At 43.5% G+C, this 18,846-nt stretch carries 11 protein-coding genes; 10 read left to right on the plus strand and 1 reads right to left on the minus strand.

From position 1 onward, the window contains the following. Positions 1-46: 46 nt before the first annotated feature. The gene (locus tag MARGE09_RS01900; protein ID WP_236985673.1) at positions 47-1,150 is read right to left on the minus strand and encodes a phosphoribosylaminoimidazolesuccinocarboxamide synthase; all 1,104 of its coding nucleotides are present in this window, start codon (positions 1,148-1,150) and stop codon (positions 47-49) included. Between the two features lie 178 nt (positions 1,151-1,328). On the opposite strand from MARGE09_RS01900, the gene MARGE09_RS01905 reads away from it, so the two are divergent. The 10 genes from MARGE09_RS01905 to MARGE09_RS01950 all read left to right on the plus strand — a co-directional run bounded on the left by MARGE09_RS01905 (position 1,329) and on the right by MARGE09_RS01950 (position 18,833). Next, positions 1,329-2,894: a glycogen synthase gene (locus tag MARGE09_RS01905; protein WP_236985674.1), complete on the plus strand. Its 1,566-nt coding sequence runs from the start codon at positions 1,329-1,331 to the stop codon at positions 2,892-2,894. A 5-nt stretch (positions 2,895-2,899) separates the two neighbouring features. Then, a complete protein-coding gene (locus tag MARGE09_RS01910; RefSeq protein WP_236985675.1) occupies positions 2,900-4,222 on the plus strand; it encodes a transcriptional repressor TCF25 family protein in 1,323 nt (440 codons plus the stop codon). A 21-nt stretch (positions 4,223-4,243) separates the two neighbouring features. Beyond that, the gene (gene dtd / locus MARGE09_RS01915) at positions 4,244-4,681 is read left to right on the plus strand and encodes a D-aminoacyl-tRNA deacylase (protein WP_236985676.1); all 438 of its coding nucleotides are present in this window, start codon (positions 4,244-4,246) and stop codon (positions 4,679-4,681) included. Positions 4,682-4,739: 58 nt separating this feature from the next. Then, a complete protein-coding gene (locus MARGE09_RS01920; RefSeq protein WP_236985677.1) occupies positions 4,740-6,569 on the plus strand; it encodes an ABC transporter ATP-binding protein in 1,830 nt (609 codons plus the stop codon). A gap of 63 nt (positions 6,570-6,632) precedes the next feature. After that, positions 6,633-8,024, plus strand: coding sequence for a type 1 periplasmic-binding domain-containing protein (locus MARGE09_RS01925; protein ID WP_236985678.1), 1,392 nt, complete (start codon positions 6,633-6,635; stop codon positions 8,022-8,024). A gap of 486 nt (positions 8,025-8,510) precedes the next feature. Continuing rightward, positions 8,511-9,728, plus strand: a complete 1,218-nt coding sequence (locus tag MARGE09_RS01930) for an ABC transporter substrate-binding protein (RefSeq protein WP_255711811.1) — start codon at positions 8,511-8,513, stop codon at positions 9,726-9,728. Beyond that, entirely contained in the window at positions 9,721-11,859 is a 2,139-nt protein-coding gene (locus MARGE09_RS01935) for a cache domain-containing protein (protein ID WP_236985680.1), read from the plus strand. The genes MARGE09_RS01930 and MARGE09_RS01935 overlap by 8 nt, the downstream gene beginning before the upstream one ends. Before the next feature lie 300 nt (positions 11,860-12,159). Then, positions 12,160-14,640, plus strand: coding sequence for a patatin-like phospholipase domain-containing protein (locus MARGE09_RS01940; RefSeq protein WP_236985681.1), 2,481 nt, complete (start codon positions 12,160-12,162; stop codon positions 14,638-14,640). Positions 14,641-14,745: 105 nt separating this feature from the next. Further along, positions 14,746-16,689: a c-type cytochrome gene (locus tag MARGE09_RS01945; RefSeq protein WP_236987457.1), complete on the plus strand. Its 1,944-nt coding sequence runs from the start codon at positions 14,746-14,748 to the stop codon at positions 16,687-16,689. Positions 16,690-16,787: 98 nt separating this feature from the next. Beyond that, positions 16,788-18,833 (plus strand): catalase family protein, encoded by a 2,046-nt coding sequence (locus MARGE09_RS01950; RefSeq protein ID WP_236985682.1) that lies wholly within the window; start codon positions 16,788-16,790, stop codon positions 18,831-18,833. Positions 18,834-18,846: the final 13 nt, after the last annotated feature.

Genomic DNA, 18,846 nt, shown 5'->3' on the forward strand with positions numbered 1-18,846 from the left:
GCGGGCTTTTTTATGCTTTGAATTCAAGCTTAAAGTGCTCAGCTAATTATTTTATTAATTGATAGCGGCTGCTGAGCTGTTCAATAATTTCGGCTTTAGGGTTTTCTGGTAAATTAGTTTTTCGGCCTGTAATTTTTTGAGCAATATCTAAGTAAGTATTGGAAACATCCATTATCGCTTGCTGTGGCAATAGATTATTTTGGGCCAATAGCTGCCGTTCTGGCATGCGATCTTTATTTAATAAAATATCGGGGTCATCAAACTTGTTTAGCAAAAACTGCCTAAATGCTTCTTTACTTTGCTCTTCAATTTTACCTTCTCGGTAACTGCTGCCCGTCCATATACGTGAAGAATCGGGCGTGCCGACTTCATCCATATAAATCAATTCGTCTTCGCCTTGTGCGTTTTTCACGTAGCCAAACTCAAATTTTGTATCCACAAATATTTGATCAAGAGCCGCCATTTTTTGGCTAATGACGTTAAAGCCTTCTTTAAGTAGAGTTTCGTAACGGGGAATGTCGGCCAGTGTTTTAAAGTTAAAGGCGGCATAGTTATCGACAATGTTCTGCCGAGTGATATTGACATCATCCGCTTCAGGAACCCCAGCAATACCTTTAAGAATGCCTTTAGTTGATGGCGTTATGAGTAGCTCGGGTAGTTTTTGATCTTTACTTAAACCTTCGGGTAGGGTTATGCCGCAAAAGTTGCGCTCGCCTTTTGCGTAGGCTCGCCACATGCTGCCGGTGATGTATTGCCGGCAAATGGCTTCAATCATCACCGGTTTTGCCTGCTGCACAATCCAAACAAACGGGTGAGGGATATCTACAATGTGGCTATTGGCCAAGCCTTGTTGTTTGAATTCACTAAACCAGTAGTTGGCGATGCTGTTTAACGCCGCGCCCTTGCCTGGTACTCCCGCTAGGCCACCTTCTCCTTGCCAAATGCAGTCGAATGCGGAAATACGATCGCTAATGACCATTATCGCCAGCGGCGTCTCAGCGGGTATTGCGTAACCTTGCTGCTCGATTAAGCGCCGGCTATCGCTACTGTTGAGCCAATATACCGAGCGTACTTTGCCGCTATGCACCGGGCGAGAGGTTTTAATGGGGAGATCGTTATTAACGGCTAATACTTGAGAGGCAACAGACATAGTAAACCCAGCTACAAAGGTAGGAATCAATCGGGTGGAATTTAGGCGCGATGATACCAGTTGCCTCGGCAATCAACAATTTGCCTGAAGCCTTTGTGGTTCAAGCGCGGTAGCAATTTATGCTATGGTTCTGGCCTGTTTTTAAAGCATGAATGACTCTTTGGGAGAGTATGGATCTGTGACTAAACGCATATTGATGGTAGCGGCTGAAAATGATGCACTGCCTAACGCTAAAGTGGGTGGTATTGGTGATGTTGTGCGGGATATCCCATTAGCCCTAGCCGAGCAAGATTGCCACGTGCAGGTGGTACTGCCGGATTACGGTCACTTTGCTGTGATGCCCGGGGCTGAGTTGTGTGGCCAGTATCAACTACGCTTTGCTGGCACTACCGAGCGAGTAGAGCTTTACCGTTTACAATCTACTAGCCATCAGCACCAAAATGTTACCTACTGGGGGCTTGGGCATAGGCGTTTTTCGCCTTGTGGTGACGGCAGTGTGTATTGCAACGATGAAGATAACCGCCCTTTTGCAACCGATGCATCTAAGTACGCCTTTTTTTGCGCCGCAGTAGGGCAGGTTATTGTCAATAATGGCTTTGGCGAGCTGGATGTTGTTCACTTGCACGACTGGCATGCGGCTTTGTTATTAGTGCTGCGTGAATACGACCCAACACTCGCATCGCTTAAAAATATTCACACAACTTATACAATTCACAATTTATCGCTTCAGGGTGTGCGCCCATTTAAAGGCGATGATTCGTCTTTTGAAGCTTGGTTCCCCGAGCTGGATTACAGCCCGCATTTAATTTGTGACACAAGGGCCGTACATTGCCTAAACCCTATGCGTGCAGGTATTAATTTGGCGAATAAAGTGCATGCGGTTTCACCTACTTACGCCACAGAAATTACCCGTAAAAGTGATGTCGGGCAAGGCGTGTATGGCGGAGAAGGCTTAGAAAACGATTTAATCATGGCGCGTGAGCAGGGTCGTTTAGTGGGGATTTTAAATGGTTGTGAATACCCAGAAAATGCCAGCTATACCAAAGTAGCAAAAACACGACTAGCGCCAGCACTCGAAAACGCCTTGTTAGGTTGGGCTTCAAAAAGTACGCAGTTGTTAAGTTGCCACTGGTTGGCCGAAAAGCGCCTGCAACGCTGGGCGACGAAAAAAGATCGGGGCATGCTAATAACATCGGTAGGGCGTATCACCGGGCAAAAGGTGCGCTTGCTTTTTTCTACCCTAGCAGACGGCCAAACGGTATTGCAGCATATTCTTGATGAGCTAGGCGATAAAGGAATGTTTATTTTCCTTGGGTCGGGTAATGAGCAATACCAACGGCAATTATTGGCTTTGGCTGGTGCTAACGCTAATTTTATTTATTTGCAGGGGTATTCCACTGGGGTATCCGATTTGCTTTATAACTCTGGCGATTTATTTTTAATGCCAAGCTCGTTTGAGCCTTGCGGTATTAGCCAAATGTTAGCCATGCGTGCGGGGCAACCTTGCTTGGTGCACAGTGTAGGAGGGTTAAACGATACGGTCGAAGATGGCGTAACCGGTTATTGTTTTAATGGCGCCACCATTATGGAGCAGTCAGAAAACTTAATAGCAACTTTTAAGCGTGCCTTGCAAAACTACAAAAAGCACCCGACAAAACATGCTGCGCTTGCCAAAAAAGCCAGTGCGCAGCGTTTTTTGTGGTCGGCGGCAGCACAAGAATATTTAACTCAGTTATATAGGTAGTATTTATGGCTTCTATGCCAGCGTTAACGCGCAAGGTCGCAGCTTTACTTAATGCTCACGGGTGGGACCTTGAGTATTTTAAGGGCTTTATCCTTGGTTTAGTATGGTTGGATTTATATCGTGAAAATAGTCGTTACGAAGCGTTTCTAGATGTAAAAGAGGGTACCTTGACCAAAGAGGAAAACTTGCTACTGGAGCAATACGCTTCAAAAATTAGCGATGAAATCGAACTGGAGCGCTTTCGTTTCTCTGCGGGTTGTAAGGTGGATGTTAGCGACTTTTCGGCAAACTATACTAAAAACAGCAAGCTTCACCAGTGGGCCAACGGTGTGCATATGGCCTGTCGTATTCTAGAAGTTATGATTGAAGACGGCGATGTCGAGGCTGACGAAACCACAGCTTATTTAATGGAGCGTATTGCTGAAACAGCATATCCTTTTTTAGAAAAAAAATTCGCCAAAGACTTTTTTAGTGAGCTAAACGAACGCCGAATTCCGCCAAGCGAATGCGCAGAATTGCTTGGCCGCTTGCGCAGCGATTTACCTAAGCTCATTCGCGATATTACTTTGTCCTCTCAAATGGTTAACCATATGCCTCCATCGGAAGGTTATGAGGCGCAGGAAGAGGAGTTTCAGGGGCCTATTGGCAATGTTCATAGTTACTTTGCCGGGCTAACAGATCCTTTTGCAATGAATGATCGCATCGATCGCTTGTTACCTGTTGTGATGGAAGGCCCCAAGTCAAACCGTGTTAAACATGTTGAAATATTGCACCAATATGCAGAAAAAGCCTTAGGTGAAGAATGCTTTGAAGAAAACACCGGTATGTTCTGGGGGTTAATTGAAACGCGTACTTACATGCGTGTACTTACAGCCTTAGCCGAAGCTTACAGGACTTCTATGCAACGCGAAAAGGCTGTGGCCTGTTACGAAAAAAGCCTTTTGTTATGTGAGGATGACAACCTTGGCGCGCGCTATTTATTGGCCGACCTTTATATGGAATTGCGACGCGTTGACGATGCGCTTAAATTAATTGATCGCTTCGATTCAGATCAAGGCGCCATGATGCTATTTACCAAAGCGCTAGCATTATTCATGAAGTATAACGACTCCCCTAAAGCGCGCGAGGGGCTTAAAAGCGCTATTAAGAGCAATAGCTATATCGTGCCTTTGTTACTCGATAAAGCGCCTATGCCTAGCGAGCTACCAAGCTATTACAGCCCTGGCGATAAAAGTGAAGCTGCATTGTATGTTGCGGAAAATAGATTGTTATGGCGCAACTCCGTAGGTGCAATGGAGTGGTTGTCTGGGTATCCATTTAAAACGTAAAACCCATAGCGAGGATGCAGCATGAAAGTATTGATACAGCGTGTAACACAAGCACAGGTTGATATTGCAGGGGCTTGTGTCGGGAAAATCGATTCTGGTTTGTTGCTGCTTGTTGGGCTAGAAAAGCACGACAACCAGCAAACGCTGGAACGCATGTGCCATAAAGTTTTAAATTACCGCATTTTTGCCGACGATGAAGGCAAGATGAATCTCAGCGTAAAAGATATCAATGGTGGTGTGTTGGCGGTATCGCAATTTACTTTAGCTGCGCAAACCCATAAAGGTTTACGGCCTGGTTTTTCTTCTGCCGCGTTGCCGCATATTGCTAAGAATCAATATCAAGAATTTGTCGCGCTGTTAAGGCAAGATGCTAGCAATGTTCAAACCGGAGAATTTGGTGCTGATATGCAAGTAAGCTTGGTAAATGATGGCCCAGTTACATTTATGTTAGAACTTTAAAATCAGGCTGTTACCGTAATCGTTTTAAGCTGCTTTATTTTTTACCTACAGGTATTTGATGTTCACCTATATAGAAAAACTCACTCAGCCTTTTAAAGAAGTGCAGACTTCGCAACCCCCAAGTGAATTATGGGAGTTTTGCCGCTATTTTACCCGCGGCTATGGCAAGTTATTAATTGTTATGGGCGTTTTCAGTGTGCTAACGGCACTTATGGAAGTGTCTTTGTTTCGCATGCTTGGCTTACTTGTAGACTGGTTAAGCGCGTTAACACCAACAGAGCTTTGGCAGCAGCATGGTACACATTTATTAATTATGGCTGGTGTTGTTGTTTTTGCATTGCCGCTGTGTATTTTTTTGCATGGCGTTATTTTGCATCAAGGTTTAATGGGGAACTACCCCATGTCTATTCGTTGGCAGGCACATAATTATTTGTTGCGCCAAAGTATGGCTTTTTATCAGGATGAATTTGCCGGTCGAATAGCCACTAAAGTCATGCAAACATCGCTAGCTGTTCGTGAAACAGTTGTGAAGCTATTGGACGTCTTTTTATATATCATCATTTTCTTTAGCGGTGTGGTGTTAATGGTTGCTAGCCTAGATTGGCGCCTAGCGATACCATTCTTGGTTTGGTTAGTGGCTTATGTCCTAGTGTTACGGCATTTCTTACCGCGATTAAAAGCCATATCGATGAACCAAGCCAATGCGCGCAGCGAGATGACGGGCCGTATTGTTGATACCTATACCAATATTAATACGGTCAAACTATTTAGCCACGCTCAGCGAGAAGCAGGTTATGCACGTGAAAGCATGGATGGTTTTTTGCAAACGGTGTACCCGCAAATGCGTTTGGCGGTGCAGCTTAAAACAAGTGTATGGAGCATTAATGCAATTTTAATCTTTTCAGTATCCGCTTTGTGCATACATTTGTGGTCATTGAGCTTAATTACTGCTGGTGTTGTTGCGGCTGCAGTCGGGGTTATTCTTCGCTTGTACGGCATGAGCCAGTGGATTATGTGGGAGGTAAGCGGTTTATTTGAAAATATAGGCACAGTGCAAGATGGAATTAATACTTTAAGCCAGCCCTTGGCGATTAAAGATAAGCCTACAGCTAAGCCTCTTGTGTGTACCGCAGGTGCCATTCGTTACAGTGATATGAATTTTCATTATGGTAAGCGCAGCGGCATTATCGAAAATTTTAATTTAGAAATTAAGGCTGGAGAAAAAATTGGCTTGGTTGGGCGCTCTGGTGCAGGCAAATCCACTTTGGTTAATTTGTTGCTGCGTTTTTATGATATAGAAAGCGGTAGTATATGTATTGACGGCCAAGATGTATCGACGGTTACACAAGATAGCTTGCGCGAACATATAGGCATGGTAACGCAAGATACTGCTTTAATGCATCGCTCGGTATATGAAAACATAGCCTATGGCCAACCCAGCGCAACCATGGAGCAAGTTATTGCCGCGGCTAAAAAAGCGCAAGCCTATGATTTTATTCAAGACTTAAGCGATGCTAGGGGGCGAACCGGTTTTGATGCGCACGTCGGTGAGCGGGGCGTTAAGTTAAGTGGCGGGCAGCGCCAGCGAATAGCTATAGCACGGGTATTATTGAAAAATGCACCTATCTTAGTCCTAGACGAGGCGACCTCTGCACTAGATAGCGAGGTCGAAGCTGCAATTCAAGAAAACTTAAATGAACTCATGCAGGGGAAAACGGTTATTGCTATTGCGCATCGCTTATCGACAATAGCGGCGCTAGATCGTTTGGTAGTACTGGATCAAGGGAATATTGTCGAGCATGGCTCACATCAACAACTATTGGCCATGAATGGACTTTATGCGAAATTGTGGGCGCGCCAGAGTGGCGGATTTTTGGGCGAAGATTAATTCGCTGTAATATTATTAACTCATGTATTGTGGCTTTAATTTATAACATTAGGAACGTTGCTCGTGTCTGCAGAACATAAAGAAGGTTTTTTACATAAGTCATACCATGTGCTATTCGTTATTTACGCACCTATTGCCCTAGTTTCTATTGTAATTAGCTTTTTGAGCAAAGCTTATATTCCCTATGTGTTTAGCGTTGCTTTTTTAGGGGCGGGCTTATCATTTGTGCTTGCTTGCCTTATGTGGTGGAAATTCTTACAGCATCGTTCAATCATCACGTATGAGCGTGAGGCCGGCTTGCCGTATATTATTCGGCATCAATTCATGCTCATGTATTTGCCTATTGTTTTTTCAAGCATGGGCGTGTGCGGGTACTATCTATATGTTAAATACGTGCGGATATTATCGGAATATCAAGAAACCGCACCGCAAAAGATTACTGTCGTATTACCCCTTAAAAACGTTTTAGGGCAGCCGGCAGAGGATAGAACCCAAGTTGGCCACGCTTTTGGCGCTTTATACGTGCATCATCCAGAGCTAGCTTCTAAGTACCACTTTAATGTCATAGATCACCAAAACAATTACAGTGACAATTTACTGGAGCGTGTAATCACTTCAACCAATGAAGGGGCACCTTATGTCGTGTGCGCCTATAGTGAAGTATGTAATCAGTTGGTTAAAAAGCTCGATGAAGTGGAAGAAGAGCGGTTACCAAAAAGGCCAATCGTTATTTTGACGTTGGCATCGGCTATGGATTTGTCACTAGGGAAGAATTCAGTTTACCGCTTTCACCCTAGGAATCGCGAAGATGCTTCTGTTTTGGCGGGTTATGCAACAAGGGAGAATATGAAGACGGCATCATTTATTGCTACGGATGATAGTTTTGGGCGCAATGCGGCCAAAGAATTCAACGAAGTGTGGCAGTCGTTAGGGGGCGTCGTTATGGAGGGAATCTACTTGGATTCGGTATTATCAGAAGATGTCGCAAGCCGAAAAATTAGCGAGCACTTCTCGACTGAGCAAATGCCTGATGCAATTTTTACATCGCTATATCAGCCGGTTACGCAAGCGCTTGCTAATTTGAGCCAAAAATCAAATTTATTGTTAGGTGTTAATTACCCCCATTCGTTAGTTCTAAAGCTTGAAAGCGAAGGGGGAGATATGAGTCGTGTGATTGTATCGCTGCCATTGTATAAGCTGAGATCGCCAGAGCTACAAAATACAGGTGGATTATTTACCTTTTTAACGCTAAAAAAGCTAATGGAGGTTGATCAGGCGCTGGAGCAAGATACCGAGCTAACATTTGATGACGCTTGGTGGAAATACGGTGGTCCTGGTTATTTAACCTTTGAGCGTGATGGCCAAGATTATCGGGTTATGATGCGGGCAGCTCCCTTTGATCAGTCGCTGTATTCACAACCTATGGAGCCCGCTAACGTAAAACCGCAGCCCTGATAAGTTTCATCAGAAACTCTGAATTAAAATTTTTTCTCTCGCCATTAAGCTGTGGTAATCGAGCGCCCCCCTTCGCTGGAAGGCGGTTAAGAGTCATAACAGGTTCCCTCCTGTGAGGTTCATTTTCTGCATTTGATGCGTCATAGCTTTTAAGCTTAACGTCCCCTTCAGCGTTAAATTCTACGAAAATATCAGTTCAGAAAAGCATCCAGCCCAATATCTGTTCTGTCCCGACTGGGTTATGTGAATTAAGTTAAGGCATCAAAAATAGCAATATATCGCCAAAGGCATCATATACCGCTAAAAAATGGTATTAATGAATACATTGGTGTCATTTAAACAACTGTTTTCATTGTTCGCTTGCGAAAAAATGGATAACACGATAGTTTTCCTGTCCTTTTTTATCATAAGATTGACCTATATCTTATTTATTAGGCTGTCTAAATAGTAATCGTTGTTGGCAAGTCCAGCCGGCAGGGGATAAAAATGCAGGGCTGTATAAATAAAATAAAATGCCATTGCTGTGAAGCTGTATTTGTTGTCGTAAGCCTCTACTGCCTTATTGTTTCGAGTGCTTTCGCCGAAAGTTGCTCTCCTCGTGAATCTTCTACTGAGGTTCGCCTAGGAATGAGTACCGCGTTAAGTGGCCCTAGCCAGCATTTAGGGCTAGCGATGCTAGATGGTGTTCAAAAACGAATAGACGAGGAAAACTGCCTCCCTTTTTGGCAGGACAAGGGCATTTATTTCAAGTTACTCGTTAAAGACGATAGTTACGACCCGCTTGTGGCGGAAGCTAATGTCAGGCAGCTTATCGATAAAGATAAGGTTGTTGCTATTGTTGGCAATGTGGGCACGCCTACCGCCAAGCGTACATGGCCAATAGCCAATGAATCGAAGGTTGTTTTTTATGCGCCTTATACGGGCGCTAATATTTTACGTTTAGATCCCCCAGCGCCTTATGTGTTTAATTTTAGGGCCAGCTATGAACAAGAGATAAAAGCCATTGTTCGAGCAATACTTGAGCAAGGTACACCGGTAAAGCAGATAGGTCTTTTTTTGCAGGATGATGCTTTTGGTCAGGCTGGTGTATTAGCTGTTCAAAAAGTACTAAATGAAATTTGCGGGGATTGTGGTCAAGATATCTTTCAAATGCGCTATAAGCGCAATACCCTAAATATTCATGAAGCGCTCAGTGCTTTTGTGAATAAAAAAGAAAAGCCCATGGCTGTGATCTTGATTGGGGCAAGTGAGGCCAGTGCAGACTTTATTGAATTTTCCCACCTCTTATCGCCTAAAGCACAGTTTTATTGCCTATCTTTTACTGGCGCTTCAACATTAAACCTTAGGCTTAAGACAAATTCTGCAAAAGTTTACATGAGCCAGGTTATTCCTACAGATAAGGAATGGGAGCGCTGGCTTGAATCTATATCCCTTCCTAGTGAGTTGTTGAGTGGGAGCGAGGAGGTATCTTCGTTTAACGAGGTGGCCAAAGAAGGTTATATGGCAACAGGTTTGTTAATGGCTGCAATGCGAACAATCCCTAAGGCTATTAATAGCGAAAGTTTAAAAGATAGCTTGTTGCAAATGGAACGGCGCATAAATACAGCTGGTGAATCATTGGATCAGCAAATGCTGGACGTAGTTTGCCTAACTGAAGTCGGAAATTCTCAATCACAATGTAAAGCCGATCAGCATAATGACTAAGCGCGTTAAACGTAAACTATTTATTACTTTATTCCTGTGTACAGTATTGTTGAGTTTTTTTGCTGTTTTACAGGCCGTGAAGATGTACTCGTTGCATCAGCAAGAGCTTGAGTATTCAAAACTTTGGGCTAAAGACAAAACGGCCGAAATCGCTGAGGATTTGTCCAAAAGAATTCAGTATGTAGCTAGTGTCGCCAATGCATTAGCGCAAAACCTAAGTTCGCAGCACTGTAATTCTTGTGATATCGAAAAAATATTAAAGCAACACTATTTAAGAAATGACGAATTTATTAACCTTGGCGTTGCATTTAAGCCGCTGAAGTCAGGTACAAAATTTCGATTGTATGCTCCTTTTATTAAGAGTAATGCGGCGATGGTTGTGGATCGCTTAGATCGCTACTACGATTACTCTGCAACATTTTCTGGTGAAGATTACCTCTTGTACAGAAACCCAGAATTTTGGTTTAGCTATGCAATGGAGCGATCAGGTGAATGGTTGCCGCCGTTTTATGAGGTATCGCTTGATGCTTATGTTATTCGTTATGCGGCCCCCATTTTTGATGAAAATAAACAGAAAATTGGATTGGCGTTTGTCGATGTCAGCCTCGAATGGTTGGGGGAAACCGTTGAGCGCTATGACTTACGTGATAATAATTACTTAAGCCTTATGTCAAAAGAAGGGGATGAGCTTTACCATAGCTTAAAAGGCCCCACGCAAATTGTTACCGCTCTGGGTGGGGAGCAGGTCGGGGGAGTACTGCAAAACGAAACCCACAATACGCTAACGGGCAAGCCTGCTTGGGCTAATCGCATGCAGGTAGAAGGGACTGGCTGGTGGTTGCAAACGTCTATTGCCGCACATAGCGTTTTACCGGGCTTTAGTAAAAATAATACTCTATGGCATTCTGCAATTCCTGTCGTTATATCGCAAGCTAACCCAGTTGCTTGGGTTAGCTTGTTGGTGCTGATATCTACGTTAGGTTATTCATGCTTACGTTTGCGGCGAAAGCGAACAACCTTAAAATTATTGTGGTGGGACTCAGCTGTCTATACACTATTTTTTTCGTTAGGGGTGGTTGCAGTTTGGTTTTTTGAGTATGGCTCAGTTTCTGACAAGCAGGCCAGTGGGGTTGTTGTTGCGAATAAAGCAATTATTGAAAAATATAAAAAAGACCATGCGCTAACCTCTTTGAAATCATTCGAGCAGGCGCCAATTTACATTCCTGTTGGTTTATTTATTCAATCCATTGAGTTTTTGAGCGCCAGTAATGTCAGCGTGACGGGTTATATATGGCACCGCTATAAAGATGGTCAAGTCTCCGATTATAAAAAGGGAACTATTTTCCCTGAAGCCATATCGACCAATATGAACTTAGCCTATGAAGAAGAGATGGGTGGCGAAATCATTAAAGGCTGGTATTTTGAAACTACTTTGCGTGAAAACTTTTCGCCCGATAGGTTTCCGTTAGACCGGCAGTCTGTTTGGATTCGCCTCTGGCATGAGAATTTTGGGGGCAATACAGTATTGGTTCCCGATATAAAATCCTACGATAGCCTCAATACCCGATCATTACCGGGCATTGAAAAAGATTTTGTTTTGTCGGGGTGGACTTTGTATCGCTCTTATTTTGAAATGCGTAATAATGTATACAACACCCGTTTTGCGGGTTTGAAAGGTTCTGCCGGCGGAGCAATTCCAGAGCTCTATTTTAATATTGAGGTGACCCGAAACTTTATAAACCCCTTTTTGGCTCACTTATTTCCGCTATTGGTTGTTGTTTTAATGCTTTACGCCATTGTTATTACAATGTCGACAGATCAAGAGCGCAAAGATTTCTTAGGCTTTAACGCTTCTGGTGTTGTGGCATCTTGCTCGGCTTTGTTCTTTGTTGCACTGATTGCGCATGTTCAAATGCGTAATGAGTTAGCAGCTAATTCGGTTGTTTACCTTGAGTATTTTTACCTCATTACCTATGTGTTTATATTGATGATTACGGCAAATGCAGTATTGCTGTCGTTGAACGCTAAGTTATGGTTTGTGCAATATCACGATAACCTATTACCTAAGCTCATATATTGGCCTGCGCTAACATCGGGGTTGTTTTTATGCACGCTGTGGTGTTTTCGTTAATCTTTATGGCAAGGCTGACGTTAGTGGTGACGCTAAATTTTTTAACATGGCGTTAAGGGATGTTGTGTGTATAGACTAATACTGTATTTTGTTTATCTGTTAATAAAAGAATAAATATAATAAGAGTGACGACTATTTTTACACCTTTTTTTGAGCAGCTCTATAGTTTTTAAGCTATGTACTCCAAAACAGGCGGGCACTCTATTCAGGGCAAATAGCAGGATCTATTTGTTTGTTTCGCTGGCAATACGTAAAGCTGGGGTAGCAGCCGTATTGCAGTAGTTTATGTGTAATAAGAATATGACTCAACTTGATGGCCATCAGCAATTTCGTACCGATGTTTTAACCGCAGAGTTAGAAGAGATTAGGCAAAGAAGGCGAAACCTCGCGGGCCAAGGTTTGAGTGTAAATGAGAATACACAGGGGGACGACCTTGTAGGTCTAGCGTGTTCGGGCGGCGGTATACGCTCAGCATCATTTTGCTTAGGCGTTATTCAGCGCTTAATTAAAGACAATCGCTTCCATAAAATTGACTATCTATCAACAGTTTCTGGTGGTGGCTATACGGGCTCGTGCATTAGTGCGTTAACTAAGGGGGAGCCGGGTAAAGAAAAACTATTAACCGATCGCGCGGCTGGCGAAGAACCTGCCGCATTAAACCATATTCGCAATTACAGCCGATACTTAGATTCAACAGGGCCTTTAAGTGCAATACGTATTCCAGTGCTTATTGTAGAGGGGGCGGTAAGAAGCTTTTTTACTTTTTTGCCTATTATTATTCTCGCTGTATTTTTAACCGAAGTTTTTTTCGAGATTACTGGTCGATTCAATAGCTTAATCCAGTGGGCTATTCCTGCTTTAGGGGTGGCGCCAATGTTGGCCGTGCTTGCTGTTAGGCCAATGTTTTTTAACCGGCTCGATTGGCGTGGGCGGGATCAGAGTGATAGAACCTTAACGAGTTGCACCCTGATTGCACTCTTATCAATTATAGCAATCCCTTTTTTGGTTCTATTGCGCAACGCAGTCGATCTGGATTCCTATGCTTTTGCAGCAACAATAATCAATGTGCTGACCGAAAATTTGTATGTATCTATTACGGCTTCGTTGGCTTTATTGGGCTTTTTATTATTTGCGATATACAAATTTAAGGGGCGTGCAATTGTTCTAATTGTCAGTGTTTTGGCCCCCTCGTCTTTATTTTGTGTCTATATCTATTTATGTATCGCAGCAATTAACTCTCCTTATGTAGAGCATGCTGGCCTAATGGATGCGCAGCGTGAGGCCATAATAGCTGGGGAGGAGGTGAAGTCTTCTACGTTGGCAACCAGTATCTTATCCTTTAACCGAAAAGCGGCTATTGCGAGTAATGGGCAGTTGCCTGCAGTCATTGATACAGATGACAAGAGTGAAAGGCCTGCTGCTGGAAGCTGTTCTTGTGCTACTGCACAAATTTCGCTGGCTGAATATTCTGCGATGACAGTATCGCTAGATTCTGTTTTTAAGCAAAAACAATTAGATTTTAGTGCTTATTGTTTGTCGGGAATTTCGGTCGAAAGCTTACAATTCTGCCGCCTAAGCTCTGAGGACGGGGTATCAAAAGTTGGAGCCTATTTTCAGCGTTATTTAACCACTCAAACGCCGCCATTCGTAACGCTTTCGCTCACAGAAGGCGTCTTTGTTGAAGCTAAAATGCTGGTTTTTGAAGAGCTAAGGATTTTACATGGTCATGCAGAGTGGTGGCTGTATTTGCTTGGGATTTTAATGCAGTGCTATAACTGGATATTTATTAATGTTAATCGCTTTTCCCTTCACTCTTTTTATCGCGACCGTCTTAGTCGTACATTTTTGATTTCTGGAGATCAGCATGAAATTACAAATGTCGATAAGGTGAAGTTAAGTGATCTTAAAACATCAAAAAGCACAGCCCCTTACCACATTATTAATACCGCTCTAAACTTACAGGGGAGTTCAAACCCGCAGCTACGATCTCGTAAGACAGTATCATTTATATTGACCAAATTATTTTGTGGTAGCGATATGACAGGCTATTGCAAAACTAAAGATGTAGAGGCGCAAGACTCTCACTTCGATTTGGGGGCGGCTATGGCTATTTCGGCCGCTGCTGCATCCCCTAATATGGGGACAGTTGGCAATAAATCGTTGTCGTTTATCATGACGCTACTCAATATTCGTCTAAATTATTGGTTGCCAAATCCCACCTTGTTGTTGCGTAAGGTGTCGAAAAAAGCGCTTCACTTAAAATCTTTAGGTTTGTCTTACTTGATGAGTGAGGCGTTATCAACAGTGAATGAAAGTACGCCTTATGTGAACTGCTCGGATGGCGGCCATATTGAAAACTTGGGCGTATACGAGTTGCTTCGCCGTCGCTGTAAAACCATTATTTGCATTGATGCCGAGGCGGACCCTTTCTTTAATTTTGATGGTTTAACAACATTGCAGCGCTATGCAGAGATTGACCTTGGTATTGTGTTAGATATTGACGTTAACGCGATTAAACCTGTTGAAAATATATCCAGAGTTAATCATGTGCTCGGTCGCATTTGCTACCCCGATGGCACAGTGGGTACGTTCATCTATTTGAAGCTATCTTTTACTGGCGCAGAGGCTGAATATTTGCATAGCTATCGCCAACGCAATATTGCATTTCCCCACGAAAGCACAGGTGATCAGTCATTTGATGAAACTCAGTTTGAAGTTTATAGGGCCTTAGGATGCTTTGTTGCGCAAAGTGCTGAAGGACATTTTCAGCATGTCTTGTAAATATAATTGCTCAATATAAAAATATCTTAGCGACATAAAATTGGGCGAATTTATTAGTACTTGCCTTGCACAATAATAATCCTGTTAACGACGTGGAGAACCAAAGTGAAAATAAGAGAAAAGTTGATGGAGTCAAACTCTGGAACTATGGCTGGTCATTACGCTACTAAAAAGTGGCTACCTTTAATCGTACTGGCGTCATCGGTATTTTATGGTTGTGAAAGTGGCGCCGAACAGGACGTGAAAACGGAAGCGCTAGCCTCGGTAGCGTGTGCGACTAAAGATAACTTGTCCAAAAGCATAGAGGGCAATCCTGAGCTTAAATGGAGTCAGTTGTATGCAGCTTGTGAGGCTGAAATTAAAGCCTATCAGCAGAGCGATCCAGTAGGCTACTCATGGTTTAGTAATGCCGCGAATGGTTTTTCTGGTACGCCACTGGTTATTCTTAAATCCTTGCCGGCCATAGCGCCTGAAATTTGGGGCAAGCCTGAAGACAACTTTTCTAAATTTGGCTTGTTTGCCGACCCTGCGAACCCAAATCGTGTATTACCTCGTGGTTTGGGTATTGCCTCTACGGAAGGGCGCCCGTTAGATGATAATAAAAAACCGACAGGTGAAATTGATTACGCCAAGCCCAGTTTATATATCACGACCTTTTCTTGTGGGGCCTGCCATAGCGCACGCGTTAATGTAAATGGCGATTATCATATTATAGAGGGCGCTCCCAATACAAAATTTGATGTGCGCAGTTGGCGCCAAGCATTTATTGATACGCGAAAATCCTATTTAACACCCGATAAAATTGGAACACAGGAGGCGCCGGGTTCTACTACTAAGGCAATACTTGCGTTTATTGACGCCCAGCCACCAGGGTATTTTGCTAAAGGTTTGCCATTGTTGCCTGAAAAAGACGAAGCGGCTATTGATGCTCAGCAGCGCGCTTACGTTAAAGCAGGAATTATTACCATTTTAAATACCGTAGCTGCAGGCGTAAAAGGCAGTGATTGGATGGTGAAATTACAGCTACGCGAAGGTGGTAACTATGGTTACGCGGGCCACTCGCCAGCATTAGCGGGCAACAGCAGTGGGCAATCTGATGGTAGTGGCGATTTATTAGCTCAGCTTATAGCATCCACAGCAAGCCAAAACCCTGATCTTACAGAGGAAGCATTTCTAGCAAGCCCTCAACCTGCTATTCCTCCTTTTGCAACGGTTACTGATGCTCCGAGTGTATGGAACCAGCAAGCTCGTGCGGCAGCACAATGGGACGGCAGTGTTTCTATGGGTTTTTGGCGCAATATTGCCGCGCAATTACCGATCGTTGGTATTCCCAGTAAGGTGGATTTAAATAATACGCATATTGTAGATAAGTTTTTAACGCACTTACCGGCTGCACCATACCCTTTTAATGTGGATTTAAAAAAGGCTGTAAAAGGTGAGGCGCTATTTAAAGAAAATTGTGCTGACTGCCATAGCCCCAAAAATAGCCGCCCTTACTGGGAAATGTACACAGATTTTAACCGTGCAAAAGTGTTGAATGAAGATGCGAGAAACCTGTTTCTTGCAGCCTTTACGGCCTCTTGTCACGATAAAGAATTTAGCTACACAGATGCGCAAGGCCAAACTATAAAACCGTGCACTATGGATGGCGAAAAGATTATTCGTGATACCACCGTTGCGGAAAAGCAAGGTTATATGGCGAGCGTCCTCGACGGAATATGGGCTAGGGCGCCATATCTGCATAACGGCTCAGTTCCAACGCTTAGGCATTTGTTGGTGCCCCATGAAAGGCCAGCTACATTCCTTCGCGGTACTGATGGCTATGATCAAGACGCCGTTGGCTGGTTATGGAATGTTAAAGATAAAAAGAAAATCGCCAAATCTGATACGCCAACATTAATGACCTACAACACCGCCAGTGATGGTCTATCAAATATGGGACATGATAAAGATATTCGTATTAACGGTAAGTCTTATCGGTTGGATTGGAGTGGAAAAGACAGCGAAGATGATTTACTGAGTTTATTAGAATACATGAAAACCCTTTAGGGATGCCCTTTAGTGGTTTGTTGAATCGCATGAATATTTTTATGTGCTAAATAGGAATTATCCCCGCTAGCTTTTTGTTAGCGGGTTTGGAGAGTATTGTGAATACAAAACAACAGAATATGGACCTTGTTGAGCAGATCCAGTTAGCGATGATGAAGGTCACCGGTGTAAAGCGAAGAGGGCAGCACTTTAAACAGCACGGCTGTTTAAATGCTACTTTTGCTATTGAGAGTAATCTTCCCGAGCATTTACGGGTTGGAATATTTTCTCGGCCTGGCAGTTACAATGCATTTGTGCGTTTTTCCAACGGTGGAAAAATGGATGATCGCCAGCCAGACATACACGGCATGGCAATTAAGTTGCTTGATGTACCAGGCAAGAAAGTTTTAGAAGGGCACGAAGACGAGACAACGCACGATTTTATTTTAGCTGATAACCCGCTCTTTTTTATACGCACGGCTGCTGAGTATGTTCCGTTTATAGAAGATTTTGCTAAATCCTCGGCTGAAGGCAAACCGCCTGAGCGCTTTATTGCTTGGTTGCAAGAAAACCGCCCAGAAGACCTTCCTGTATTTTTGGGCTTTAGTCAGCAGATAATGGATAGCCCGTTTACCAGCAGTTTTTGGAGCCAAGTGCCTTATGCTTGGGGTACTGATGGCAAGCGCATATGTCGTTACAGTATTACTCCTAGTGAAGAAAATACGCAAAATAGACAAGCTGCAGCGGATCGGGGCGAAGATTACTTACGATTAGCTTTAAAGAGCGCATTGGAGCCAACTGATGCGAAGATGACGTTTGATTTCCATGTCCAACCTTATGAAGATGTGAGCTACGAGGTTGTTAATAACCCAACGGTACACTGGGATGCGCCAACATATAAAGTAGCAACTATTACAATTGCCGCGCAAGATTTTGATACCCAAGAGCAACAAAAATTTGGTGAAAATTTATCTTACACGCCATGGCATGCGTTACCTGAGCATAGCCCTTTAGGCGAGGTAAACGAGATTAGAAAGCAAGTCTATTTATCGAGTAGTCGGCTTCGCCATAAATCGAATAAAGTGCCTGAAAAAGAACCGCAATCAACAAAGGGGAAGAGCGCTATGCGTTTATCACAAGAAGAGCTAACAGCAAATATCGATGATGATTTTAAAGAGGTCGTTGATAAACTAGTAGCCACTTTTAGTTACGGTGCAAAGCTGAAAAAGGGCCGGGCTACCCATACTTATGGTGTTGCCGCTAAGGCGCGGGCACGCTGTATTGTTTCACCCAGTTTTCCTAAAAATGACTTTTTTAAATTTGGCGATGAATTTCCCGTTGTGTTACGTCATTCTTCACCTGGCGGTGAAAAAGACGATCGCACACGCGACGGCTGTGCTATTTCATTAAAGTTTTTCCCTGCTGGTACTACGGAGTATGCTGGGGATGGCGAGCTAGATATTTTGATGAATGCAGGCCGGCAGTTATTTGTGCGCAGTATTCGAGATTTCTCCACAATGGTTCATTCTTCGCTTGAGCAGCGAACAGAGCTTTGTAAGCAAGACGTTATTATGGATAAAGAGCTGACCGAGGCGTATCGCATTCGTGGCTCCTTTGCTGATTATCGCTATCACACGTGGTCTTGTTTTGAGTTTTTCGATGCAGAAGGCAAAATGAGCTATATCCGTTTTCGTGTTATTGCTGGCGACCGCGGCCCCGAAAGAGGCTTGCCTAAGCCCTCGTTTAAGTGTGAAGGTCAATTAACTAAGCCACCGTTAGATTCCGATTCGCGAGCAGAAGACTTTTTGCGGCAAGATTTTATTTACCGCGTAAATAATAGCGAAGTAAAATATATTTTGCAGGCACAGCTTCATGAACCTGAATGCCCAGCTGTTGAAAATAGCGAAGTGCTGAACCCTGCTGTTGCTTGGGACGAAACATTTTACCCGTGGATGGATTTGTGTGAGATTAGCGCCGATAGCATCGTGGATGATAACGACGAGGTTAGCTCGCTGACTATGGATCCTAACCGTAGCCCGCAGTGTATAAAAATACCGCTAGCAACAAGCCCTGATCACTATGCATCTTTAGGGCATGCGCGCGCTATCGTTTACCCAGCAGCTAGAGCGATACGTCGACAGGCTCCTGCGCCACAGGAAAATTAATTAATAATATTTC

Origin of the sequence: Marinagarivorans cellulosilyticus, assembly GCF_021655555.1 — a bacterium.
GTDB classification, from domain to species: domain Bacteria; phylum Pseudomonadota; class Gammaproteobacteria; order Pseudomonadales; family Cellvibrionaceae; genus Marinagarivorans; species Marinagarivorans cellulosilyticus.